General features: G+C 68.2%; 20 protein-coding genes and 2 rRNA genes. 18 read left to right on the top strand and 4 right to left on the bottom strand.

The window, feature by feature from the left end; translation table 11 throughout:
* The first annotated feature begins 160 nt into the window (after nt 1-160).
* Together ACQPXB_RS06680 and rrf are read left to right on the top strand one after the other, a co-directional pair.
* Nucleotides 161-3,277 (top strand): 23S ribosomal RNA (locus ACQPXB_RS06680).
* 83 nt (nt 3,278-3,360) lie between these two features.
* Nucleotides 3,361-3,477, top strand: a 5S ribosomal RNA gene (gene rrf, locus ACQPXB_RS06685).
* Between the two features lie 87 nt (nt 3,478-3,564).
* Here the strand turns inward: rrf and ACQPXB_RS06690 are convergent.
* Nucleotides 3,565-4,008, bottom strand: coding sequence for an Lrp/AsnC family transcriptional regulator (locus ACQPXB_RS06690; RefSeq protein WP_432856467.1), 444 nt, complete (start codon nt 4,006-4,008; stop codon nt 3,565-3,567).
* A gap of 125 nt (nt 4,009-4,133) precedes the next feature.
* Between ACQPXB_RS06690 and ACQPXB_RS06695 the strand changes: the two genes are divergently transcribed.
* From ACQPXB_RS06695 to ACQPXB_RS06720, 6 genes are all read left to right on the top strand, one after another.
* On the top strand, nt 4,134-4,562 hold the full coding sequence (locus tag ACQPXB_RS06695) for a rhodanese-like domain-containing protein (protein ID WP_432850146.1): 429 nt from the start codon (nt 4,134-4,136) through the stop codon (nt 4,560-4,562).
* Nucleotides 4,559-5,308 (top strand): type 1 glutamine amidotransferase, encoded by a 750-nt coding sequence (locus ACQPXB_RS06700; RefSeq protein ID WP_386949353.1) that lies wholly within the window; start codon nt 4,559-4,561, stop codon nt 5,306-5,308. Before ACQPXB_RS06695 ends, ACQPXB_RS06700 begins: the two co-directional genes overlap by 4 nt.
* A 94-nt stretch (nt 5,309-5,402) precedes the next feature.
* Entirely contained in the window at nt 5,403-6,533 is a 1,131-nt protein-coding gene (locus ACQPXB_RS06705; RefSeq protein WP_432850148.1) for an anion permease, read from the top strand.
* Nucleotides 6,534-6,588: 55 nt separating this feature from the next.
* Nucleotides 6,589-9,564 carry a bifunctional [glutamine synthetase] adenylyltransferase/[glutamine synthetase]-adenylyl-L-tyrosine phosphorylase gene (locus ACQPXB_RS06710; RefSeq protein WP_386949347.1) on the top strand — a complete coding sequence of 992 codons (2,976 nt, stop codon included), beginning with the start codon at nt 6,589-6,591 and terminating at the stop codon, nt 9,562-9,564.
* 10 nt (nt 9,565-9,574) lie between these two features.
* Nucleotides 9,575-10,003 carry an acyl-CoA thioesterase gene (locus ACQPXB_RS06715; RefSeq protein WP_432850151.1) on the top strand — a complete coding sequence of 143 codons (429 nt, stop codon included), beginning with the start codon at nt 9,575-9,577 and terminating at the stop codon, nt 10,001-10,003.
* Nucleotides 10,003-10,608 carry a class I SAM-dependent methyltransferase gene (locus tag ACQPXB_RS06720; RefSeq protein ID WP_432850153.1) on the top strand — a complete coding sequence of 202 codons (606 nt, stop codon included), beginning with the start codon at nt 10,003-10,005 and terminating at the stop codon, nt 10,606-10,608. The genes ACQPXB_RS06715 and ACQPXB_RS06720 overlap by 1 nt, the downstream gene beginning before the upstream one ends.
* A 57-nt stretch (nt 10,609-10,665) precedes the next feature.
* Here ACQPXB_RS06720 and ACQPXB_RS06725 read toward each other — a convergent pair whose 3' ends face one another.
* Nucleotides 10,666-11,232: a TetR/AcrR family transcriptional regulator gene (locus ACQPXB_RS06725; protein WP_366584565.1), complete on the bottom strand. Its 567-nt coding sequence runs from the start codon at nt 11,230-11,232 to the stop codon at nt 10,666-10,668.
* Nucleotides 11,233-11,431: 199 nt separating this feature from the next.
* Here ACQPXB_RS06725 and ACQPXB_RS06730 point away from each other — a divergent pair, with 199 nt between their 5' ends.
* Genes ACQPXB_RS06730 through ACQPXB_RS06740 form a run of 3 tightly spaced genes read left to right on the top strand, consistent with a single transcriptional unit; the run spans nt 11,432 to nt 14,998 of the window.
* Entirely contained in the window at nt 11,432-11,884 is a 453-nt protein-coding gene (locus ACQPXB_RS06730; RefSeq protein WP_366584590.1) for a (2Fe-2S)-binding protein, read from the top strand.
* Nucleotides 11,871-12,833 (top strand): FAD binding domain-containing protein, encoded by a 963-nt coding sequence (locus ACQPXB_RS06735; protein WP_432850155.1) that lies wholly within the window; start codon nt 11,871-11,873, stop codon nt 12,831-12,833. The genes ACQPXB_RS06730 and ACQPXB_RS06735 overlap by 14 nt, the downstream gene beginning before the upstream one ends.
* Entirely contained in the window at nt 12,830-14,998 is a 2,169-nt protein-coding gene (locus tag ACQPXB_RS06740) for a xanthine dehydrogenase family protein molybdopterin-binding subunit (RefSeq protein ID WP_432850157.1), read from the top strand. The genes ACQPXB_RS06735 and ACQPXB_RS06740 overlap by 4 nt, the downstream gene beginning before the upstream one ends.
* A 349-nt stretch (nt 14,999-15,347) precedes the next feature.
* On the opposite strand, the gene glnA is transcribed toward ACQPXB_RS06740, so the two are convergent.
* Complete coding sequence (glnA, locus tag ACQPXB_RS06745) at nt 15,348-16,772, bottom strand: type I glutamate--ammonia ligase (protein ID WP_364063156.1); 1,425 nt, start codon at nt 16,770-16,772, stop codon at nt 15,348-15,350.
* Between the two features lie 175 nt (nt 16,773-16,947).
* Between glnA and ACQPXB_RS06750 the strand changes: the two genes are divergently transcribed.
* Nucleotides 16,948-17,433, top strand: a complete 486-nt coding sequence (locus ACQPXB_RS06750) for an RDD family protein (protein ID WP_386949333.1) — start codon at nt 16,948-16,950, stop codon at nt 17,431-17,433.
* A gap of 96 nt (nt 17,434-17,529) precedes the next feature.
* Here the strand turns inward: ACQPXB_RS06750 and ACQPXB_RS06755 are convergent, their stop codons facing one another.
* Nucleotides 17,530-18,258, bottom strand: coding sequence for a DUF4191 domain-containing protein (locus tag ACQPXB_RS06755; protein ID WP_366584556.1), 729 nt, complete (start codon nt 18,256-18,258; stop codon nt 17,530-17,532).
* 64 nt (nt 18,259-18,322) lie between these two features.
* Here ACQPXB_RS06755 and ACQPXB_RS06760 point away from each other — a divergent pair, with 64 nt between their 5' ends.
* The 6 genes from ACQPXB_RS06760 (at nt 18,323) to ACQPXB_RS06785 (ending at nt 23,567) form a co-directional block, all read left to right on the top strand.
* The gene (locus ACQPXB_RS06760) at nt 18,323-20,413 is read left to right on the top strand and encodes an ATP-dependent DNA helicase UvrD2 (protein WP_432850160.1); all 2,091 of its coding nucleotides are present in this window, start codon (nt 18,323-18,325) and stop codon (nt 20,411-20,413) included.
* Nucleotides 20,414-20,623: 210 nt separating this feature from the next.
* A complete protein-coding gene (locus ACQPXB_RS06765) occupies nt 20,624-20,884 on the top strand; it encodes a hypothetical protein (protein WP_366584551.1) in 261 nt (86 codons plus the stop codon).
* 153 nt (nt 20,885-21,037) lie between these two features.
* Nucleotides 21,038-21,382: a WhiB family transcriptional regulator gene (locus ACQPXB_RS06770; protein WP_255638685.1), complete on the top strand. Its 345-nt coding sequence runs from the start codon at nt 21,038-21,040 to the stop codon at nt 21,380-21,382.
* Nucleotides 21,379-21,636 (top strand): hypothetical protein, encoded by a 258-nt coding sequence (locus ACQPXB_RS06775; RefSeq protein WP_366584549.1) that lies wholly within the window; start codon nt 21,379-21,381, stop codon nt 21,634-21,636. The genes ACQPXB_RS06770 and ACQPXB_RS06775 overlap by 4 nt, the downstream gene beginning before the upstream one ends.
* A gap of 639 nt (nt 21,637-22,275) precedes the next feature.
* Entirely contained in the window at nt 22,276-23,388 is a 1,113-nt protein-coding gene (locus ACQPXB_RS06780; protein WP_432850163.1) for a methyltransferase domain-containing protein, read from the top strand.
* On the top strand, nt 23,385-23,567 hold the full coding sequence (locus ACQPXB_RS06785; RefSeq protein WP_366584545.1) for a hypothetical protein: 183 nt from the start codon (nt 23,385-23,387) through the stop codon (nt 23,565-23,567). Before ACQPXB_RS06780 ends, ACQPXB_RS06785 begins: the two co-directional genes overlap by 4 nt.
* Nucleotides 23,568-24,074: the final 507 nt, after the last annotated feature.

The following is a 24,074-nucleotide window of genomic DNA, read 5'->3' on the forward strand; positions in this document are numbered from 1 at the left end:
GCTTGCGATCGTGGAACGCGTGGCCGGCGCCTGGAGGGCAGGTTGTTCGCTTGCACACTGTTGGGTCCTGAGGCAACACGCCGAGGGGCTCTGCCCCGGGAATGCGGTTTGTTTCTGGTGTGGTGTTTGAGAACTGTAGAGTGGATGCGAGCATCTTTGTGGTCAAGTTGTTAAGGGCACATGGTGGATGTCTTGGCTTCAGGAGCCGATGAAGGACGTAGGAGGCTGCGATAAGCCTCGGGGAGCTGTCAACCGAGCTGTGATCCGAGGATTTCCGAATGGGGAAACCCAGCACCAGTGATGTGGTGTTACCCGCCGGTGAATATATAGCCGGTGTGGAGGGAACGCGGGGAAGTGAAACATCTCAGTACCCGTAGGAAGAGAAAACAACCGTGATTCCGTGAGTAGTGGCGAGCGAAAGCGGAAGAGGCTAAACCGATTGCATGTGATACCTGTCAGGGGTTGTGTGGTCGGTGTTGTGGGACCCATCTTCTCAGAGCTGACACTCTGGGCATGATGCAGCATGGTTAGTGGAACCGCTTGGGATGGCGGACCGGAGTGGGTGAGAGTCCCGTACGCGAAAACTGTGTGTGTGTTGTGTGGTGGTGTTCCCGAGTAGCAGCGAGCTCGTGGAATTTGCTGTGAATCTGCCGGGACCACCCGGTAAGCCTAAATACTTCCTGAAGACCGATAGCGGACGAGTACCGTGAGGGAAAGATGAAAAGTACCCCGGGAGGGGAGTGAAAGAGTACCTGAAACCGTGTGCCTACAAGCCGTCAGAGCCTATGGGTGATGGCGTGCCTTTTGAAGAATGAGCCTGCGAGTTAGTGCTGCGTGGCGAGGTTAACCCGTGTGGGGTAGCCGTAGCGAAAGCGAGTCTGAATAGGGCGTGTTAGTCGCGTGGTCTAGACCCGAAGCGGAGTGATCTACCCATGGCCAGGGTGAAGCGTCGGTAAGACGTCGTGGAGGCCCGAACCCACCAGGGTTGAAAACCTGGGGGATGAGCTGTGGGTAGGGGTGAAAGGCCAATCAAACTCCGTGATAGCTGGTTCTCCCCGAAATGCATTTAGGTGCAGCGTCACATGTTTCACCACGGGGGTAGAGCTACTGGATGGTCTAGGGGCCTTACCGGGTTACCGAAATCAACCAAACTCCGAATACCGTGGTGTGAGAGTGTGGCAGTGAGACGGCGGGGGATAAGCTTCGTCGTCGAGAGGGAAACAGCCCAGAACACCAGCTAAGGCCCCTAAGTGTGTGCTCAGTGGGAAAGGATGTGGGATTGCCCAGACAACCAGGAGGTTGGCTTAGAAGCAGCCACCCTTGAAAGAGTGCGTAATAGCTCACTGGTCAAGTGGTCCTGCGCCGACAATGTAGCGGGGCTTAAGCACACCGCCGAAGCTGTGTCATTGACACAATAGATCCGCTTTCTTCTTCGGAAGATTGTGTAGTCGTGTTGATGGGTAGGGGAGCGTCCTGCATCCAGGGAAGCGGCCGTGTAAACGAGTCGTGGAGGGTGTGGGAGTGAGAATGCAGGCATGAGTAGCGAATGCAGAGTGAGAAACTCTGCCGCCGGATGACCAAGGGTTCCTGGGCCAGGCTAATCCGCCCAGGGTAAGTCGGGACCTAAGGCGAGGCCGACAGGCGTAGTCGATGGACAACGGGTTGATATTCCCGTACCCGAGCATGTGCGCCCATGACGAGGCGTTTGATACTAACCACCCAAAGCGTGTTGGTGAAGCCTTCGGGTGGAGCCGGCATTGTGGAGCGTGGGACCTGATTTCGTAGTAGTCAAGCGATGGGGTGACGCAGGAAGGTAGCTCCGCCAGGCGATGGTTGTCCTGGTGTAAGCGTGTAGGCCGGAACATAGGCAAATCCGTGTTCCATGTGGCTGAGACGTGATGCGTAGCCGTTTGAGGCGAAGAGGGTGATCCTATGCTGCCGAGAAAAGCCTCTAGTGAGTGCATGCACGGCCCGTACCCCAAACCAACACAGGTGGTCAGGTAGAGAATACCAAGGCGATCGGGTGAACTGTGGTTAAGGAACTCGGCAAAATGCCCCCGTAACTTCGGGAGAAGGGGGGCCAAACACCTTGAGGCCTTTTACAGGCTAGGGGTGGGTGGCCGCAGAGACCAGCGGAAAGCGACTGTTTACTAAAAACACAGGTCCATGCGAAGTCGCAAGACGATGTATATGGACTGACGCCTGCCCGGTGCTGGAACGTTAAGAGGACCGGTTAATCCCTTCGGGGGTGAAGCTGAGAATTTAAGCGCCAGTAAACGGCGGTGGTAACTATAACCATCCTAAGGTAGCGAAATTCCTTGTCGGGTAAGTTCCGACCTGCACGAATGGCGTAACGACTTTCCGGCTGTCTCAACCACAGGCCCGGCGAAATTGCACTACGAGTAAAGATGCTCGTTACGCGCGGCAGGACGGAAAGACCCCGGGACCTTTACTATAGTTTGGTATTGGTTTTCGGTTCGGCTTGTGTAGGATAGGTGGGAGACTGTGAAGCGGTGACGCTAGTTACTGTGGAGTCGTTGTTGAAATACCACTCTGGTCGAATTGGGAATCTGAACCTCGGGCCATGATCTGGTTCAGGGACAGTGCCTGATGGGTAGTTTAACTGGGGCGGTTGCCTCCTAAAGAGTAACGGAGGCGCCCAAAGGTTCCCTCAGCCTGGTTGGCAATCAGGTGTTGAGTGCAAGTGCACAAGGGAGCTTGACTGTGAGACAGACATGTCGAGCAGGGACGAAAGTCGGGACTAGTGATCCGGCACCACCTGGTGGAAGGGGTGTCGCTCAACGGATAAAAGGTACCCCGGGGATAACAGGCTGATCTTGCCCAAGAGTCCATATCGACGGCATGGTTTGGCACCTCGATGTCGGCTCGTCGCATCCTGGGGCCGGAGTAGGTCCCAAGGGTTGGGCTGTTCGCCCATTAAAGCGGCACGCGAGCTGGGTTTAGAACGTCGTGAGACAGTTCGGTCCCTATCCGCCGCGCGCGTAGGATACTTGAGGAAGGCTGTCCCTAGTACGAGAGGACCGGGACGGACGAACCTCTGGTGTGCCAGTTGTCCCGCCAGGGGCATGGCTGGTTGGCCACGTTCGGAAGGGATAACCGCTGAAGGCATCTAAGCGGGAAGCCTGTTCCAAGATGAGGTATCCCACCCCATGTGGGTTAAGGCCCCCAAAAGACGATTGGGTTGATAGGCCAGAGATGGAAGCACAGTAATGTGTTGTTGAGTTGACTGGTACTAATAGGCCGAGGACTTGCCTACGAAGATGTTACGCATCCACTCTACGGTTCTGAAACACCACACCGGTGTCTATGACAGACGCGGTGTGTGTTGTTTCGTAGTGTTTCGGTGGTTATAGCGCCAGGGAAACGCCCGGTCCCATTCCGAACCCGGAAGCTAAGCCTGGTAGCGCCGATGGTACTGCAACCGAAGGGTTGTGGGAGAGTAGGACGCCGCCGAACTTACTTTGACAGTCAGGCCCCGGTTGAGAACCCCAGTGGTTCTCCCGGGGCCTGACTGCATTTCCACACCATTTTCGACGGCCGCGTTCAGGTCGGGCGGGTGATCGGCCGGCTCGCGACGGGGGACGAGAAGACCAGCGAGGTGGTTGTCTCGCCGTAGCGCTGGGCGCGTTCCACGAAGGCCTCCAGTTCGGCCGTGGAACGGCAGCGCACACGCAACAGCCAGCACTCGTCGCCGGTGATGTGGTCGGCGGAGGAGACTTCCGGTAGCGGCAGGATCGTCGAGCGGAACCGTGGGCCGTCGAGACTGCGCACGCGCACGCGGACCATTGCCTCGATCGGCAGGCCCAGCTTCGAGGCGTCGATGCGGGCGGAATAGCCCGTGATCACCCCGCGCTGCTCGAGGCGGCGCACGCGTTCGGTTACGGCGGGGGCCGACAGCGACACGCGCCGGCCGAGTTCGGAGAACGTGAGGCGGCCGTCCGACTGCAGGAGCTCGATCAGCTGCCAGTCGACGGTGTCGAGGTCCACGAAATGGTTCACAGAACAAACTCCCGGCAGAGCGCGGCCCGAACAAGGAAATCCCAGGCTAACCAACGCGATCACCAGGAATCGGCGCTGTGGCGAACACCCCGCGCCCGGCGACGATTGACCGCATGAAACCCCGCATCCTCCAGTTCGACACCCCGACCCCCAACGAAGCCGTCGCGTACTTCGGCCGCGAACTCGGCTTCGAGGTTGACCCCGTCGACCTCGCCCAGGACCTGGAAGACGGCCGCACCGACGGGTACGTCCTCGCCGAGACCCGCGGGGCCGAGGCGTACGCGCGAGCGCGCATCCCCGGCGCCATCCACCTGCCGTACCGGGACATCATCGAGGACAGCACGCGCGACCTCGACAAGAACCTCGTCTACGTCTGCTACTGCGAAAGCATCCACTGCAACGCCGCCACCCAGGGCGCGCTCCGCCTGTCCGCCCTCGGCTTCACCGCGAAGCGCCTCTCCGGCGGCATCACCACGTGGCAGAACGCCGGCTACCCCACCGAAAGCACTCCGGGCAGCCACCTCCGTACCCTGGGGGAGTGACACGTCTGCTGATCATCCAACCCGACGCCGGCGACCCCCTCGGCCCGCTCGGTGACTGGCTGACCGAGGCCGGCGCCGAGCTGGATGTCCGGATGCCACCCGAGAACGAGTTGCCCGCGGACCTCGACGGCTACGCGGGCGTCGTCTGCCTCGGCGGCGGCATGGGAGCGCTGGACGACGAACGCCACCCGTGGCTCGCCGACGTCCGCAAGCTCCTGAGCCAGGCCACCGGAAAGCAGCTCCCGACGCTCGGTATCTGCCTCGGCGCCCAGCTGCTCGCGGCGGCCACCGGCGGCCAGGTCGCGGTCGGGGAGGACGGGCCCGAGGTCGGCCCCGCGCTGGTTTCCAAGAAGGACGCCGCCTGGACCGACCCGCTGTTCGCCGACCTGCCGCTGATGCAGGACGTGATCCAGTTCCACAACGACGTGATCAAGCGCCTCCCGCCCGGCGCCGAGCTGCTCGCGTCCGCGCCGCGGTACCAGAACCAGGCCTTCCGCCTGCGCCGCTGCGTCTACGGCGTGCAGTTCCACATCGAGACGACGCCGGACCTCGTGCGCCGTTGGGCGGAGGACGAGCCCGAGATGGCGGAACTCACCCGTCCGGGCGCGCTGGCGCCGGAGAAGCTGATCTCTGTGCACGCGGACATCGCCGAGACCTGGCGGCCGTTCGCGCACCGCTTCGTCCGATTGGCCGCCGGAGAGCTCGACGCGGCGGCGGAGAGTCAACACACGTTGCCGCTGGCTTAACGGATGATGTCTGGATCACTAACGCAACGTTGACGATTCACTCGATCGGTCAGGTACCTTGCGAGAGATGCTCCCGTAGGTATGGAGGACCGGGGTGGATCCCTCGCTAGTGGTCGTCGTCGTCATCGGCACGGCCCTCGTCTTCGACTTCACCAACGGCTTCCACGACACGGCCAACGCGATGGCTACCTCCATCGCCACGGGCGCGCTCAAACCGCGGGTCGCGGTGGCCATCTCGGCAGTGCTGAACCTCGCCGGTGCGTTCCTGTCGGTGGAGGTCGCGAAGACGATCTCCAGCGGCCTCGTCGACGACACCAAGATCGGCCCGTCGATCGTCTTCGGCGGGCTGATCGGGGCGATCGTCTGGAACCTCGTCACCTGGTACGTGGGCCTGCCGTCGAGTTCGTCGCACGCGCTGTTCGGCGGCCTCATCGGCGCCACCTGGGTTTCGGCGGGCGCCGACTCGGTGCACTTCGGCAAGATCGTGGACAAGGTCCTCGTGCCGGCCGCCGCGTCGCCGGTCATCGCCGGCGTGGTCGCGGCCGCCTTCACGTACCTGGTCTACAAGCTCTTCGTCCGCAAACGCGGCGGTCGCGGCTTCCGCGTCGGGCAGATCGTGTCCGCATCGCTCGTCTCGCTCGCGCACGGCACCAACGACGCCCAGAAGACCATGGGCGTGATCACCCTGACGCTGGTCAGCGCCGGCAGCCTGCCCGCGGGCTCGGCGCCGCCGGTGTGGGTGATCATCAGCGCGGCGTCGGCGCTCGCACTCGGCACGTACCTCGGCGGCTGGCGCATCACGCACACGCTCGGCAAGGGCCTCACCGACATCGAAGGCCCGCAGGGCTTCGCCGCGCAGACGAGCAGCGCCGCCGTGATCCTGCTGTCGTCGCACTTCGGCTTCCCGCTCTCGACCACGCACGTGTGCTCCGGCGGAATCGTCGGCTCGGGCGTCGGCCGTCGTGAGGCGCCGGTGCGCTGGCGGATGGCCGGGCGCATGGTCGTGGCCTGGCTGTTCACGCTGCCCGCGGCCGCCCTCGTCGGTGCGGCCGCGGGGAAGCTCGCGTCGCTCGGCACGGCGGGGACGATCGGCGTCGGCGTGGTGGGCATCGCGATCGGCGTCGGCATCTACGTGCTCTCGCGCCGGCGGCCCGTCACGGCGCACAGCTTCCAGGTGCCGGAGCCCTCGGCCGCAGACACGGAACCCGACCGCCTCGCCGCCTGAAAGTGAACGCGTGCCTGCCTGCTCAGCCGACGCGGATCCCGCTACGGTGAAGGAGATGGCAGAGCGCGCGCGGACGGCCGCATCGGCGGCCCGGTACGGCTTCACCGACGACAAGGCCGACGCCCAGTTGCGCGCGGCGGGCTGGTGGGACGCCGCGGGACCGGTCGAGGGCACCGCCGACGTGCTCGCGGCCCTCTCGCGCGCGGCCGACCAGGACCTCGCGCTGCAGGGACTCGACCGCATCCGCGAAGCCGACGAAGGCGCGTGGCCCGAGCTGGACCGCGCCCTGCGCGACAACCGGACGTTCCGCGGCCGGCTGCTCGGGGTGCTCGGCACGTCCACGGCGCTCGGCGACTTCCTCGCCGCCAACCCCGGCGAGTGGCACTGCCTCGTCGACCACCGCTGCACCGTGCCCGAGCAGTTCGCCGACCGGTTGCTCGACGACCTGCGCCAGGACGACGGCACGTACGTGACCGGAATGGCCGCCGAGCAGGCGCTGCGGACGGCATACCGGCGGCTGCTGCTCGGCATCGCGGCCGTCGATCTCGGCCACCTCGTGGAGGAGGGCCTCGACCACCCGTCGTTCAAGGACATCACCCACCAGCTGACGCTCCTCGCCGAGGCCGCGCTGAAGGCCGGTCTCGCCGTGGCCGAGCAGGAGGTCGGGGCGAGCGCCGAGGGTGCGCTGGCCGTGATCGCGATGGGCAAGACCGGCGGGCGCGAGCTCAACTACGTGAGCGACGTCGATGTGATCTTCGTCGGCGCCGGCGACCTCGGCGTGGCGACGCGGCTGGCCAGCACGATGATGCGGGTGGTCGGCAAGGCGTGCTTCGAGGTCGACGCGGCGCTGCGGCCGGAGGGCAAGAGCGGCGCGCTCGTGCGCACGCTCGACGGGCACACGGCGTACTACCGGAAGTGGGCGAAGACCTGGGAGTTCCAGGCGCTGCTCAAAGCGCGCCCGGTCGCGGGCGACGCCGAGCTGGGCCAGGAGTACGCGGAGATGGTCGCACCCATGGTGTGGTCGGCCGCCGACCGCGAGAACTTCGTGACCGAGGTGCAGCAGATGCGCCGGCGCGTGGAGGACCACGTTTCCGCGGAGCACGCCGAGCGCGAGCTGAAGCTGGGCCGTGGCGGGCTGCGTGACGTCGAGTTCGCCGTGCAGCTGCTGCAGCTCGTCCACGGGCGTGTGGACCCCGAGCTGCGCTCACCGTCCACAATGGAGGCTCTGGCGGCACTGGGCGAGGGCGGGTACGTCGGACGCGCGGACTCGGCGGAGATGGGGACGTCGTACGAGTTCCTGCGCACCGTCGAGCACCGGCTGCAGCTGCGCCGGCTGCGGCGCACGCACCTGTTCCCGGAGTCGACCGACACCGACGAGCTGCGCATCCTCGCGCGCGCGTGCGGGATCCGCGCGGCGCGCGGCCGCAGCCAGGGCCAGGAGCTGCTCGCCGAGTTCCGCCGCCACGCGCAGGGCATCCGGCGGCTGCACGAGAAGGTCTTCTACCGCCCGCTGCTGCAGTCCGTCGCGAACGTGCCGACGGAGGCGTTGCGGCTCACGACAAAGCAGGCCGCAAGCCGGCTCTCGGCGCTGGGTTACGCGGCGCCGGAAGGCGCGCTGCAGCACATCAAGGCGCTGACTTCGGGCGTCTCCCGGCGCGCGGCGATCCAGCAGGCGCTACTGCCCGTGCTGCTCGATTTCCTCGCCGACACCCCGGATCCCGACGGCGGTCTGCTCTCGTACCGCAAGGTGTCCGAGGCGCTGGAGGACACGCCGTGGTACCTGCGCGTGCTGCGCGACGAGGGCACGGTGGTGGAGCGGCTGGCGTTCCTGCTGGGCACGTCGAAGCTCGTGCCCGACCTGCTCGTGCGCGCGCCGGAAGTGCTGCAGCTGCTGGGAGAACCGGCCCGGCTGACGGGCCGCAAGCCGGCCGAGGTGGCGACGTCACTGCGGGCGGCCGTCCGGCGTCAGCCCGGGCTGAACGCGGCGGTCGCGGCGGCGCGGTCGTTGCGGCGACACGAGCTGTTGCGTGTGGCGTGCGCGGATTTGCTGGGACTGCTGGACGTTCCGGCCGTGTGCGAGGCGCTGTCGAGCGTGTGGGTCGCCGTGCTGCAGGGGGCGCTGGCCGCCGCGTACCGGCAGCGGCAGGCGGAGCTGGGGCGCACGCCGGCGACCGTCGCCGTGATCGGCATGGGCCGGCTCGGCGGCGCGGAACTGGGTTACGGCTCGGACGCCGACGTGCTGTTCGTCTGCGAGCCGGCGGAAGGCGTGTCGGACTCCGAAGCGGCGAAGTTCGCTTCGTCGGTGGCCGAGACCGTGCGCAAGATGCTGGGCGCACCGAGTTCCGACCCGGCGCTGGAGGTCGACGCCGACCTGCGGCCGGAGGGACGCAGCGGGCCGCTGGTCCGGACGTTGGAGTCGTACCGCGCGTACTACCAGCGCTGGGGCGAGGTCTGGGAGGCGCAGGCGCTGCTGCGCGCGCGGTTCATCGCCGGCGACGAGGACCTGGGCGAGCGGTTCATCGCGATGATCGACCCCGTGCGTTACCCCGAGGGCGGCCTGGACGCGACGAAGGCCCGCGAGATCCGCCGCATCAAGGCACGCGTGGAAACCGAGCGCCTGCCCCGCGGAGCCGACCCGACCCGTCACACGAAGCTCGGCCGCGGCGGGCTGGCCGACGTCGAGTGGACCGTGCAGCTGCTGCAACTGCAGCACGCGCACGAGCAGCCGAGCCTGCGCACCGCGTCGACGCTCGACGCGTTGACGGCGCTCGCCGAAACGGGACTGGCTCCCGCGGAGTCGGTCGACTTTCTGCGCGAGGCGTGGCTGCTGGCCACCCGCGTGCGCAACGCCGGGATGCTCGTGCGCGGCAAGGCCGTCGACGAGGTGCCCAGTTCGGGTCGCGACCTGGCCGCCGTGGCGCGCGTGTTCGGCTACACCGTGGACGACGATCCAGGCGAGTTCCTCGACACCTATCGCCGGGTCACGCGCCGAGCCCACGCCGTGGTCGAGGAGCTGTTCTACGAGACTTAGAGTGGGGCGTGTGACCGACCGCGAACCGTTCCGCACCCGCATCAAGGTGCGCCACTACGAGCTCGACACGCTGGGCCACCTCAACCACGCCGTGTACCACTCCTACGGCGAGGTCTCGCGCACCGAACTCTTCGCCTCCGCCGGGGATTCGCTGCTGCACGAGGCGAATCTCGCGCCGGTCCTGCTGGAGTCCCACATCGTCTACCGCCGCGAACTCCGCGGCGGCGACACCGTCGACGTCACCTGCGACGCCCGCTTCGGCGACGGCAAGGTCTTCCGGATGACCTCCCGCATCCTCAAACTCGACGGCACCCTCTCGGCCGAGATCACCTGCACGGTCGGCCTGATGGACCTCGAGGCCCGTCGCCTCGTCGACGATCCCCGCGGCCGCTTCGAACGCGCCGGCCTGAACCTCAAGGTCCTCTCGACGGGAGAGTAGTGACTTCTCCCTGGCTGTCGGAGATCCGCGCCTCCTACGACACCGTCGCCCCCAGCTACGCGGCCCAACTGCGCGACACCCTCGCCGGCAAGCCGCATTTGCGCGCCTTGCTGGGCCTCTTCGCGGAGCTCGCCGACGGCCGCGTCGCCGACGTCGGCTGCGGCCCGGGCTGGGTCACCGCCCACCTGCGCTCGCTCGGCGTCGACGCCTTCGGCCTCGACCTCTCACCCGAGATGATCGCCTTCGCCTGCCGCACCCACGCCGACGTCCCCTTCGCCGTCGGCTCGATGACCGACCTTCCCCTTCCGACCGATTCGCTGGGCGGCATCCTCGCCTTCTGGTCCCTCATCCACCTCCCCGACGCGGCCCTGCCCACCGTCCTGGCCCACTTCCACCGCACCCTCCGTCCCGGCGGCGTGGTTCTGGTGGGCTTTCACGTCGGTGACACGACTACGTGCAAGACCTCGGGCTACGGCGGCCACCCCATGCACGTCCACATCCACCGCCGCCGCCCGGCCACCATGTCGGCCTTCCTGCGCGCCGCCGGCTTCACCATCGAATCGGAGACCCTCTTCGACCCGGATGCCGGGTCCCGGGTGCTGTAGTGATCGCGCGGGCGGGTCAGTCCCAGTAGCTGAGGTGGCGGACGTCGAGCTCGGCCATCAGTCGGCACGCATGCCGCGCCACACGAAGTCGACCAGGCTTTCCGTGGCCGCCTTCCAGTCCTCGTCCGGCCTGAGCAGCAGCAGGCCCGCCATCGCGCGCATCACGGTGTCCACCGAGGTGTCCGGGCGGACGGTGCCGGCGGCGATGTTGGCCTTCAGCAGGGTGGCGAGGGCGTCGACCAGGGATTTGTACGCGTGCGCCGGCAGTTCGGCATTGCTCGAGGCCGCGCGCAGGGCCTTGGCCAGGCCGCGTTTGGTGATCAGGTAGTGGGCGAGGTGATCGCTCGCCCAGACACGGAACGCCTGCTCCGGCGAGCGCTCCTCCAGCAGTGCCGGCACGACTTCGACGAGCTGGCACACCTCCCGCTCGTACACGGCGAGGATGAGATCGGCCGCGGTGGGGAAGTGGCGGTACACGGTGCCGACGCCGACTTCGGCCTGCTTCGCGATGGCGTTGAACGAGACCTCACCCGAGCACGCGAGCGCCTGGGCCGCGACGGCGAGGATGCGCTCGTGGTTGCGCCGGGTGTCGGCGCGCCGCGGGCTGACCGATCCCGTCGACATCGTTCCTCCCGTTCCCGGCGGCGTCTTCCCTGATCACGACTCTAGTGCAGCCCTGGAGCGACTCCAGCGCAACTTCCATTGCGAAGCGGATAGTAATCCGATAGCCTCGGAAACACGAGTCGTAGCGGATCACTATCCGCTAGTTTACGCCGGCCGGGTGGCCGGCATCTCCCACCACATCTGCGGGAAAGAGATCCGAGTGGACATCTCCCTCGAAATCAACGGACGGGTCGAACAGCTCGCCGTCGAACCCGGCGTGACGCTGCTCGACGCGTTGCGTGAACGCCTGGGCGTGACCGGTCCCAAGAAGGGCTGCGACCGCGGTCAGTGCGGCGCCTGCACCGTGCACGTCGACGGCAAGCCAGTGCTCTCGTGCCTCACCCTCGCGGCCACCGTGCGCAAGCCGGTCACCACTGTCGAAGGTCTGTCCACTGAGGACGGATTGCATCCCGTGCAACAGGCGTTCGTGGACCAGGACGCGTTGCAGTGCGGCTTCTGCACTTCCGGGCAGGTGATGTCGGCCGTCGCCGCCGTGCGCGACGACGTCACGGACGTCCGCGAGTTCATGTCCGGCAACCTCTGCCGCTGTTCGGCCTACCCGAACATCGTGGCTGCGGTCGAGCAGGCGAGGCGGGCCGATGCGACCGTTTGAGCTGACCGCGCCGACCACCGTCGAAGACGCGCTCGACGCGTCCGGAACCTTCCTCGCCGGCGGCACCACGCTCGTCGACCTGATGAAGCTCGACGTGCTCACCCCGCAGCGGGTGCTGGACATCAACGACCTCCCGCTGCGCGGCATCGACACCACCGACGGCCTGCGTTTCGGGGCCCTGGAACGGATGGGTGACATCGCCGCGCACCCCGGCGTGTACCCGGCGATCTCGCGCGCGCTGCTGCTGAGCGCTTCGCAGCAGCTGCGGAACATGGCCAGCATCGGCGGCAACCTCATGCAGCGCACGCGGTGCTCGTATTTCCGCGACGTCAACGCGCCCTGCAACCGGCGCGACCCGGGCAGTGGCTGCTCGGCGCTGGCGGGCGTCAACCGCATGCACGCGATCCTCGGCACCAGCGACGCGTGCGTTGCCGCGCACGCCAGCGACGTCGCGGTTGCGCTCGTGGCGCTGGACGCCGAGATGGAACTCACCGGCAAGACCGGCAAGCGCACGGTGAAACTCACCGATTTCTACCGCACGCCAGGCGAAACGCCGGACGTCGAGCACGACCTGCGCCCCGGCGAGCTGATCACCGAGGTGCGCGTGCCGCGGCTCGACTGGGCCGAAAACTCCACCTACGTCAAGGTTCGCGACCGCCAGTCGTACGAGTTCGCGCTGGCTTCGGCCGCCGTGGCGTTGGACGTGCGGGACGGCGTGATCGCCGACGCGCGGGTGGCCGTCGGCGGGGTGGCGACCGTGCCGTGGCGGCTCACGGCCGTCGAGGAAGCGTTGCGCGGCAAGGCTGTCACGCAGGAGTCGTTCGAGCAGGCGGCTTCGCTGGCCGCGGAAGGCGCGCGGCCGCTGGCGTTCAACTCGTTCAAGGTGTCCCTGGTGAAGCGCACGGTCGTGCGCGCGCTGCTGGAGCTGACCGAAGGGAGCCGTCGATGAACGACAGGCTCGATGCGCCGCTGAAGGTCACCGGGCGCGCGAAGTACGCGATGGACCACAGCTTCCCGGGCATGGCCTACGGCTACGTCGTGGTCAGCAACGTGGCCCACGGCCAAGTCGAGAGCATGGACGTCAGTGCGGCGACGGAGGCGCTGGGTGTTGTCGGCGTCTACACGCCGTTCGACCGGCTGGACCTGCGCACGCCGCCGGTGTCGCCGATCATGGGCGAGACCTGGGTGCCGCTGCGCAACACCGACGTCGACTACTACGGGCAGCCGATCGGGTTCGTCGTCGCGGAGTCGTTCGAGCAGGCGCGCGACGCGGCGATGCTGGTGCGCGTCACCTATGACGAGAAGCCGGCGCTGGTGTCGTTCGACGAGGGCCTCGCGTCGGCCGAGGACGCGCCGGAATCGCGCGGGAACCCGCCGCAGATCGAGGTGCTGGCCGACGACGTCGAGTCCATTGAGGACGTTTTCGCGGCGGCGCCGTTCGTGGTGGACCACGCTTATCGCACGGCCACGCAGAACCACGCGGCGATGGAGCCGCACTCGGCCGTCGCCGTGTGGGACGGTGAACTCACGGTCTACACCGGCAACCAAGGCAGCAACCTCATCGCCATGGAGCTCGCCGGCGCGCTCGACCTCGACGTGTCGGCCGTGCACGTGATCAACCCCTACGTCGGCGGCGCGTTCGGCGGCAAGGGGCGCACGTCCACGCCCGCGTTCCTCGCGGCCGCGGCGGCGAGGGAGCTGGGCCGGCCGGTGAAGGCGGCGCTGACGCGCGAGCAGGTCTTCACGGCGACGGCCACGCGCGCCGAGACGCTGCAGAAGGTCACCATCGGCGCCGACGCCGACGGCACGATCCTCGGCCTGCGCCACGACTCGTGGTCCAGCACGGCGATGGACCGCTCGTTCGTCGAGCCGACGTCGCACGGCACCTCGCGCGAGTGGTACGCGACGAAGAACCTGTCCATCAGCCAGAAGATGGTGCCGCTCAACATCCCGCTCACCACGTTCATGCGCGCGCCGGGCGAGGCGCCGGGCTCGTTCGCGCTGGAGAGCGCGATGGACGAGCTCGCCGTGGCCCTCGACATGGACCCGATCGAGCTGCGCGTGCGCAACAGCTCGCTCGCCCCGCCCGGCAAGGACCTGCAGTGGTCGAGCAAGCACCTCGACGAGTGCTTCGCCGTCGGCGCGCGCGAGTTCGGCTGGACTCCGCGGCCGAAGGGGCGCGTCGACGGCGACTGGCTCGTCGGCGTCGGCATGGCGACCGCGATGTTCCCCGCCCTGCGCTTCCCCGCGACGGTCGGCATCACCCTCCACGCGGACGGCACCGCCGAGGTCGCCACCAGCGGCGCCGACCCGGGGACGGGCCTGCTGAACGTCATGTCGTCGGTCGGTGCGGAGTCGCTGGACCTCGCGCCGTCCCGGATCACCCCTCGCCTGGGCGACTCGAAGCTGCCCCCGGGCGGCATGTCCGGCGGCTCCACGGCGACCGCCAGCGTCGGCACCGCGATCATGCTCGCGGCGAACGAGGTCCTCGACACGCTGCTGGCCCTGGCCTCCGCACCGGGCGCCCCCTTCGCGGGCCAGGAGGTGACCTACGCCGACGGTCACATCCACGGCGACACCGACACCATGCCCTTCGGCGCGCTGCTGCGTGCGATCGGCCGGGATTCCTTGTCCGCCAACGGCTCTTCAGCCCCGGGCGAGGAACTGACGAAACACTCGTTCAGCTCCTTCGGCGCCCAGTTCTGCGAGGTCCGCGTCCACCGCCTCACCGGCGAAGCCCGCGTCTCGAGGTTGCTGGGCGTCTTCGACGGCGGCCGAATCATCAACGACAAACTCGCCCGCAGCCAAATCAAAGGCGGCATGATCTGGGGCGTCTCCGCCGCGTTGCACGAGGCCCTCGAACTGGACGGCGCCGGCCGCTTCGCCAACGCCGACTTCGCCGGCTACCTCCTGCCGGTCAACGCCGACATCCCCGACGTCGACGTCCACTTCGTCCAGTACCCCGACACCTTCCACAACGCCGTCGGCGCCCGCGGCATCGGCGAAATCGCCACCGTCGGCGTCGCCGCCGCCATCGCCAACGCCATCCACAACGCGACCGGCGTGCGCGTCCGCCACATCCCGATCACGGTGGAGGACCTGCTGGTGGACTGAGCCTTTCCTGACGGGGGTGTGAAAAGCGGGACGGCGGCCGAGGTATTTCCTCGACCGCCGTCCCCGTTTTGCCGAGCGCTGACAGAGGCCTGGACGGTTGCGCCGACGCAACAGCGTGACGCGCTCTCGAAAGACAGGCTCACCAGCCGGACGTTCGCCACTCATTCGCTCTGCCCCGCGACCGGCTGCGGACGTTGCGGCCGACATTGATGGCGACGCCCAGCCTGGCGCCGACAAGCCCTGCTCGCCTGGCGGATCTGCCGACCGCACAAAAATCGGGACGGCGGCCGAGGTATTCCCTCGACCGCCGTCCCGCGTCTTACCCGGCCGTCAGGTCACGGCCGGCCGATCACACGTCGTAGTAAAGCGCGAACTCGTACGGGTGCGGGCGCAGCCGCAGCGGGTCGATTTCGTTTTCGCGCTTGTAGGAGATCCAGGTGTCGATCACGTCGGGCGTGAAGACGCCGCCCTCGAGGAGGAAGTCGTGGTCGGCTTCCAGGGTGTCGAGGACCGTGCCGAGGTCGCCGGGGACGAGCTTGACGTTCTTGGCTTCCTCGGGCGGGAGCTCGTAGAGGTCCTTGTCGATGGGCTCCGGCGGCTCGATCTTGTTCTTGATGCCGTCGAGGCCGGCCATCATCATCGCGGAGAAGGCCAGGTACGGGTTGCCCGACGAGTCCGGGCAGCGGAACTCGGCGCGCTTGGCCTTCGGGTTGTTGCCCGTGATGGGGATGCGGACGCACGCGGAGCGGTTGCGCTGCGAGTACACCAGCGACACCGGCGCCTCGAAGCCCGGCACGAGGCGGTGGTACGAGTTCACCGTCGGGTTCGTGAAGGCCAGCAGGCTCGGCGCGTGCTTGAGCAGGCCGCCGATGTAGTGGCGCGCCGTGTCGGACAGGCCCGCGTAGCCGGACTCGTCGTGGAACAGCGGCTGGCCGTCCTTCCACAGCGACTGGTGGCAGTGCATGCCCGAGCCGTTGTCGCCGGCGAGCGGCTTCGGCATGAACGTCGCGGTCTTGCCGGCGGCGAACACGGTGTTCTTCACGATGTACTTGAACAGCTGCAGGTCGTCCGCAGCGTGCAGCAGCGTGTTGAACTTGTAGTTGATCTCCGTCTGGCCGGCGGTGCCCACCTCGTGGTGCGCGCGCTCGATCTCGAAGCCGGAGCCCTGCAGCTGGCGGACGATGTCGTCGCGCAGGTCGGCGAAGTGGTCGACCGGCGGGACGGGGAAGTAGCCGCCCTTGAACTTCGTCTTGTAGCCCTGGTTGCCGCCGACCTCGTCGGCGCCGGTGTTCCACCAGCCCTCGACCGAGTCGATCTCGTGGAACGACGCGTGCTCGGCCGAGTCGAAGCGCACGGAGTCGAAGATGTAGAACTCCGCCTCCGGGCCGAAGTACACGTTGTCGGCCACGCCGTACTCGGCGATGTACTGCTCGGCCTTGCGCGCGATGTTGCGCGGGTCGCGGCTGTAGGCCTCACGCGTGAACGGGTCGTGCACGAAGAAGTTCAGCGAGAGCGTCTTCGCCTTGCGGAACGGGTCGATGCGCGCGGTCTCGGGGTCCGGCAGCAGCAGCATGTCGGACTCGTGGATCGACTGGAAGCCGCGCACCGACGAGCCGTCAAAGGCCAGGCCCTCTTCGTAGGCTTCGAGGTCGAAGGCCTTCGCGGGCACCGTGAAGTGCTGCATCACGCCCGGCAGGTCGCAGAACCTGACGTCGATGGACTCCACCTTCTCGTCGGCGATCAGGCGCTGGATGTCGTCTGGAGTAGTGGGCACCCTCGGTGACTCCTTCTTCGATCGAGCTCGCTCGGCAGTACTCTCTTCGGCTCACGCTAAGAGTGCGGTGTTGCCCGACCGTCACCCGTATGTTTCACACACGTTAACGGGTGGCGTGACACGCGCCATCCGACCAGGGCGGATGTGGTGTGCGCCACCGGCATACCCTGGACGGGTGGCGAGATGGACGGGCGAATGGCTCCCCGGGACCGGCAGCGGACCGGGCTCGGAAAACCGAACCGCGCCGAAGTGGCCCGGTGAAGCGTTCGGGCTGCCCGAATCGGGCGTCGGCTCCGTCGCCGGCTTCGGTCCGCGCCTGCTGGCGCTGGTCATCGACCTGGTGCTCGCGGGCCTGATCACCACGCTGTTCGTGCGCTACGACCTGCAGGACGTCGCCGCGATGCAGACGTTCAACTGGTGGGCCGGCGTCGTCTGGGCCGTCATCACGACCGTGCCGGCGATGTTCTTCGGCTTCACGCCGGGGATGGGCGCCGTGGGCGTCCGCGTGGCGCGGCTCGACGGCGCCACGATGGTCGGCCCCTGGCGCGCGGTGGTGCGGATGGTGCTGACGGTCGTGATCCTGCCGGCCCTCGTCCGCAACACCGACGGCCGCAGCTGGCTCGACCGGGTGACCGGCACCGTCGTGATCCGGATGCGCTGACCCCAGACCCACGAAACACAGACCCGCGAAACGCGGTCCCACGGAAAAGGCCTCCCACTCGGCGACGAGTCAGGAGGCCTTTCCGTGAACCGTGGGTCAGCGACGGCGGATCGTCCGCTGCACGTTGCGCATCTTCGCGCCGGCGGGCATCGGGCCCTTCGGCATGGCCGCGCCGCGGTTGCCGAGCGCCGCGAGCTTGGCCTCGAGCGCGTCGACCTGCGGCGGCTTGAGGTTGCGCGGCAGCTTCATCAGCGTGCTCTGCAGCTTCTTGAGCGGGATCTCGTTCTCGGCGTTGCCGATGGTGTAGTCGTAGATCGGGGTGTCGCCGATCAGGCGCGACACGCGCTTCTTCTCCTGCGAGAGCAGCGCCTTCACGCGGTGCGGCGCGCCCTCGGCCACGAGGATCACGCCGGGCGCGCCGAGCACGCGGTGCACGGCGTCGAGCTGCGTGGTCGCGGCGACGGTCGGGGTCACGCGCCAGCTGCCGCGCATGTTCTCCAGCGCCCACGCGCCGGCGCCGGGCTGGCCGTCGGCCTTCGAGTACACGGTCTTCTGCACGCGGCGCCCGAAGATGATCACCGCGAGCAGCACGCCCAGCACGATGCCCAGCGGCAACAGCGTCCACTGCAGGTCGAAGATGAACCCGATCCCGAACAGGACGCCGGCGACGACCACGATCGAACCGACCATCCAAGGAATCAGCATCGGGTCTTCGCGGCGCTGCATCTTGAACGCCTCGAAGAGCTGCCCGCGCTTCGCCTTGCTCGCCGCGCGCTTCTCCTGCTTGGCCAGCTTGGCCGCTTCCTTGTCCTGCTTTCCCGCCATCTGACCAGGATACGGCCGCGTGCCCTGCCACGAATCCCTCGGCCCCCTCTGCGAGGATCGAGGGGTGGCAAGCGCATCGTCTCCGAAGAGTCGCCAGGGCCTGCTCGACGGGCTGGACCCCGAGCAACGAGCCGCCGCCTCCGCGCCGCGCGGGCCCGTCTGCGTTCTCGCCGGCGCCGGCACGGGCAAGACGCGCACGATCACGCACCGCATCGCGCACCTGGTCGGCGCAGGTCACGTCTCCGCCGGGCAAGTACTCGCCGTCACCTTCACCACGCGCGCGGCGGGCGAGATGCGCACGCGGCTGCGCGGTCTCGGCGTCGACGCCGCGCAGGCGCTCACCTTCCACGCCGCCGCGCGCCGGCAGCTGCGGTACTTCTGGCCGCGCGTGGTGGGCGACCGGCCGTGGGACCTCGTCGACAACAAGTTCCGGCTCGTGGCGCAGGCCGCGCAGCGCGCACGGCTGAGCACGGAGACGGAGGTGCTTCGCGACCTCGCGAGCGAGATCGAGTGGAGCAAGGCCTCGCTCGTGTCGCCCGACGACTACCCGGCCGTCGCCGCGCGCACGCAGCGCGACACCCCGGCCCCGGTGGCGCAGGTCGCGCAGGTCTACCGGCTGTACGAGGAGATCAAGAACGCCGCGCAGGTCCTCGACTTCGACGACCTGCTCCTCCACACCACCGCCGTGCTCGAAGAACACGAAGCTGTCGCCGTCGAGTTCCGCGACCGTTACCGCTGTTTCGTGGTCGACGAGTACCAGGACGTCACGCCGTTGCAGCAGCGCCTGCTCGACGCGTGGCTCGGCGGCCGCGACGACCTCACCGTCGTCGGCGACGCCAACCAGACCATCTATTCCTTCGGCGGCGCCTCGCCGCGGCCGCTCCTGGAGTTCACGCGGCGCTTCCCCGAGGCGACCGTCGTACGGCTCGAGCGCGACTACCGGTCGACGCCCGAGGTCGTCGGGCTGGCGAACCGGGTGATCGGCGCGGCGCGCGGGCGTCCGGCGGGGTCGCGGCTGAAGCTCGTCGGCCAGCGGCCGCCGGGGCCAGAGCCGCGCTTCGCCGAGTACGAGGACGAGTCGGCCGAGGCGGCGGCGGTCGCGCGGCGCGTGCGCGAGCTGCTCGACGGGGGAGTGTCGGCCAGTGAGATCGCGGTGCTGTTCCGCGTGAACGCGCAGTCGGAGGCGTACGAGCAGGCGCTGTCCGAGGCCGGCATCCCGTATCTCGTGCGCGGTGGCGAGCGGTTCTTCGCGCGCACCGAGGTGCGGCAGGCGATGTCGGCGCTGCGGGTGGCGTCGGCCGATCCGACCTCGCTCGACCTGGTGACGGCGGTGCGGTCGGTGCTCGCGCGCGTCGGCCTCACCGAGCAGCCGCCGGCCGGTGGCGCGGCGAAGGAGCGGTGGGACGCGCTGCTCGCGCTGGTGGAGCTGGCCGAGGAGCTTGCGGCGAGTGTCGCCGACGCCGACCTGCCGCGGTTCGTCGCGGAGCTGGAGCAGCGCGCGGCGGCGCAGCACCCGCCGACGGTCGAGGGCGTCACGCTCGCGTCGCTGCACGCGGCAAAGGGCCTGGAGTGGGACGCGGTGTTCCTCGTCGGCCTGTCCGAGGGCACCATGCCGATCCTCCATGCGGGCGACGACGAGGCCGCGATCGAGGAGGAACGGCGGCTGTTCTACGTCGGTGTCACCCGCGCGCGGGAACACCTGTCACTCTCGTGGTCGCTGTCGCGCACACCGGGTGGCCGCCGCAACCGTCGCCGCAGCCGGTTCCTCTACGGCCTGATCCCGGAGGACCACCCGGCCGCCCGGGTCGCGCGGTCGCAGCAGGCGTCGGCGCCGGGCTCGAAGGTGGCACGCTGCCGGTTGTGCGGCGGGCCGCTGCTGCAGACGATCGAGGTGAAGCTGGGGCGGTGCTCGAAGTGCCCGTCCACAGTGGATGAAGGGTTGCTGGAGAAGCTGAAGACGTGGCGCGGCGAGCGTTCCCGGGAGCTGAAGGTGCCGGCGTTCGTGGTGTTCACCGATGCGACACTGATGGCCATCGCCGAACAGCGACCGACCGACGACGGAGCGCTCGTGTCGATCTCCGGCATCGGCGCGACGAAGCTCGAACGCTTCGGCGCGGAGGTGCTCGACGTGGTTCGCTCCTCGATGCGGTCTTGACCGCGTCCGCACCCTGATCGGTGCGGCGAACCCGCTGCTCGGAGGCGATCTTCGTAGCTTCGGAGAGTTTTCGGGAAAATAAGTTGCCCCGGTGTGCGAGGGGCAATAATCTGCTCGTACCCGGGTGGGAAGCCCCCGGTCTGGGGATCCATATGACGCGCGCCGCCTCGGGTGGCGAACGTCCGGACAGCGGAAGGTGGTGCCGGTGAAATGATCAGCAACATGATGCTCACGAACCCTGGCACCGGTCTGTCCGGCTGCGGTCTCATCCCCGCTTCGCGCCAGGGTACCGGTGTGTCCACGAGCGCCCACTTCGGCGGAGTCCGTCGGAATGACGAGCGTACGTGGACCGCGGTTGAGGTCACCCTGGCTAACGCCGCCCTCGTTGGCGCGTACCCGCAGGTTGACGTCGATCTGCCGACCATCAAGCAGTTCCGTGTTCCGTTGTCGATACGGGAGCGAAGTTCCTGACCTAGTCAGGACACGAGGCTCACGAAGGCCGCGGAACCGGTAACCGGATCCGCGGCCTTCGTGTTTTTTTGGCTGCACAACCCCACGAGGAACAAGTTGTCCAGTTCGATCGACAGTCCCAAAACCACCGAAACGACAAGAAGGAGCACGGAAATGTCGTCCGCCATCGCCTTCGCCGAGGGGTTCGACCTCGGTATCGGCGACCTGCTCGACGGGGTCGCCGCCCCTGAGCTCGACCTGCCCTGCCGTTCCCGCGACGCCGACCTCTGGTTCGCCGAGTCTCCCGCCGAGCTCGAGCGCGCCAAGGCCCTGTGCGCCGACTGCCCCGTCCGCGAGGCCTGCCTCGCTGGCGCCCTCGCCCGGCGCGAGCCGTGGGGCGTCTGGGGTGGCGAGATCTTCGAGCGCGGTGCCGTCATCGCGCGCAAGCGGCCCCGTGGCCGCCCGCGCAAGAACGCCGCCCTCGAGCCCGCCGCCGCAGCCCGGAGCGCCGCCGCATGACCGTCGAACTCATCACCATCCGCGACTACGAAGCGCGCACCCGCGAACCCGACCGCGCGCACCCGTTGCCGAAACAGCTCGATACCCAGGAGACCAGCGAAATGTTGCTTCACGAAGAACTGTCCCGGGCCCGAATACGGGACCTGCAGCAAGAAACCCAAGCGCTCCGCCCCTGGCGCCGCGCCCGAGCCGCCCGCCGGTGGTCCCGCGTAGCCCGCTGGGCGGCGGAACGCTCCAAGCGATTCGAGGACTGAGTTGTCTTGGGGGACTTTGAGGTTCTGAAGGTCTTGTGGTCTGAGGCTTGACGTCGTTGAGGCTGTTAGGCCTCTGTGGTGTTGAGTCTCGGGTGCTTGAGGCTCCTAAGCGCTGGAGCTCAATGTCATTAAGGCCGTCGAGCCTCCGCGGCGCAGAGTCTCGGGTCGATGTCTCCCAGGCCTTGGGGCTCGATGTCATTGAGGCCGTTTAGCCTCCGTGGCGCAGAGTCTCCGGCCACTGAAGTCCTTGCTATCTCTCCGGAGTCTCTGAGGTTCTAGGGCTTTCGAAATCCTCGATTTGTTGTCCGCGTGGAGGGCCGGTCACCCGTGTGGTGACCGGCCCTCGGGTCGTTTCGGGTTCGCCGGTGTCGGCGATGCCGCGCTGCGCCGGCCTCGACGTGCAGCGTGGCTGTCGCTGCGGTTGTGTCGTCGTGGCGGATCCCAGCCGGATCTGGCCCCGGCAGCGACGTTTGCCGCTTCGGCCGCTCGATCTGTGCGGTGTTTGGCGCAACCGGCCGGTGGCCGGCTACTGGCGCCTCAGCTGATCACCGCGGTGCTGCCGAACCCGCGCGGGCTTTGCCGGCGCGCGACCGGTTAGTCGACTCGGTTCCGGTGGGGCTTGGGGTGTTGAATGAGGTCGTGTCCGCTCACACGCACGACCACATCGACTGGGCCGACCGGCTGACTCAGCTCCGCACGGCTGACACCCTCGACGCCGACGCCCTCTCGGCCATCGCCCGGCGGCTGGTCGCCGCCCTGCCCCCGACGCCGACGATCGTCGACCTCGGCTGCGGCGCGGGCGGCATGAGCACCCACTTCGCCCGCGCCCTCGTCACCCACGGCGGCGGCACCCTCATCCTCGTCGACGCGACGCCCGAGCTGCTTGCCGAAGCCGAGAAATCGGTCCGGGCAGCCGCCGACACCGCCTCGAACACCGCCGGCGTGGGCGATGCGCAGGCCGCACCCGGCGGCGTTGGGGGCGCCGGTTCGACCGGCAGCCTGCCGGCGTCGGAGGACCGCGGCGACGGTGGTTCGACCACTGCGGCCCCGGGCTCGGCCGATGGTCAGGCCACGCCCGGCGACCTTGCGGGCACCAGTTCGCCCGCAGGGCGGCCGGCCGCGAGCGATCGTGCGGAGGGCGGCCCGACGAGTGCGCCGACCGGTGCCGTCGAGGTGCGGGCGGTGCGGGGCGACCTCGCGGACGCCGGGCTGCCGGGGGAGTTGCCGGCGGCGGATTTGGTGTGGGCGTCGCGCGTGGTGCATCACTTGCCGGACCAGCAGGGAGCCGTGGGGACCGTCGCGGCGGTCGCGAAGGCGGGCGGGCTGGTCGCGCTCGCGGAGGGTGGGCTCGATTTCCGTTGCCTGCCTTGGGACTTGGGCGTCGGCAGGCCCGGACTCGAGGACCGGCTGCTGGCCGCGCAGGCCGAGTGGTTCATCGGCATGCGCGAGGGCATCGAGGGTGCCGTCGCGATGCCCTACGGCTGGTCCGTCGCGCTGGAGCGCGCCGGGCTCACCGAAGTCGACTCGTTCGGCGCGCTCGTGCACCACCCAGCGCCGGGCCCCGCGATGCTCGCGGACTACGTCGTCCACCGCGTCGCCCGCATCCTCGAGTTCGGCGGCGAGCACCTCACCCCGGACGACCGCGAAACCCTCACCTCTCTCCTCGACCCCAACAGCCCCCACCACCTCGCCACCCGCCACGACCTCTACCTCACCGGTGCGAAGACCGTCCACTGTGGACGACGCCCGTGACCGCCCCGGACCCCACGTGCTCCCGTTGCGGCCGCGCCCGCTCCGCGGAGCCCGACCCGCTCGCCGCCCTGTCCTGGGTCTCCACCAAGGACAACGGCCGCTCCCAATGGCTCTGCGCGACCTGCGCCCGCGACCACGTCCGCGACATCGAAGCCAAACTCCCCGACGAGTACTGGTGACCCGTCAGGCGACTCTCACCTTCCCTTCGCTGATTGACAGGGCGACCGCCAACCGGATCGGTCGCTCGCTCCCTGCGCCCTCGCCTGGACTTCCGGGCCGGCTCGCCGCTTCGCACCCGAGGCACTCAGCAGGCCACAGGCCAATCACTTCGGGTAGCAAACCCAACGAGCCGGAAACGCTCCGCTCCGGCTGGGCACCGCGGCCGGCGCTGGGCCGACAACTTCGCCGCCGCGAGCGCAGGCCCTTTGGCCAGCGCTCACGGCGGCCCACGCGACCGTCCGGTGCAGTTGCGCCGCGTCTCCAACTCGCATCGCGGGTGGAGCCGGGTTGGCAGGTTCGCTGCCGTGATCGCGGGCCGTTCGGCCCGCTGATCGGCTGCCGATCCGCACTGCTGTCTGGTGCGGTTGCACCGGTCACTCCGACTCGCATCGTGGGTGGACGCGGGCTGGCAGGTTCGCTGCTGCGATCACGGGCCGTTGGGCCCGTGATCGCCTGCCGATCCGCAT

It is taken from the genome of Amycolatopsis sp. CA-161197 (assembly GCF_050942255.1).
In the GTDB taxonomy this organism is placed as follows: Bacteria; Actinomycetota; Actinomycetes; order Mycobacteriales; family Pseudonocardiaceae; genus Amycolatopsis.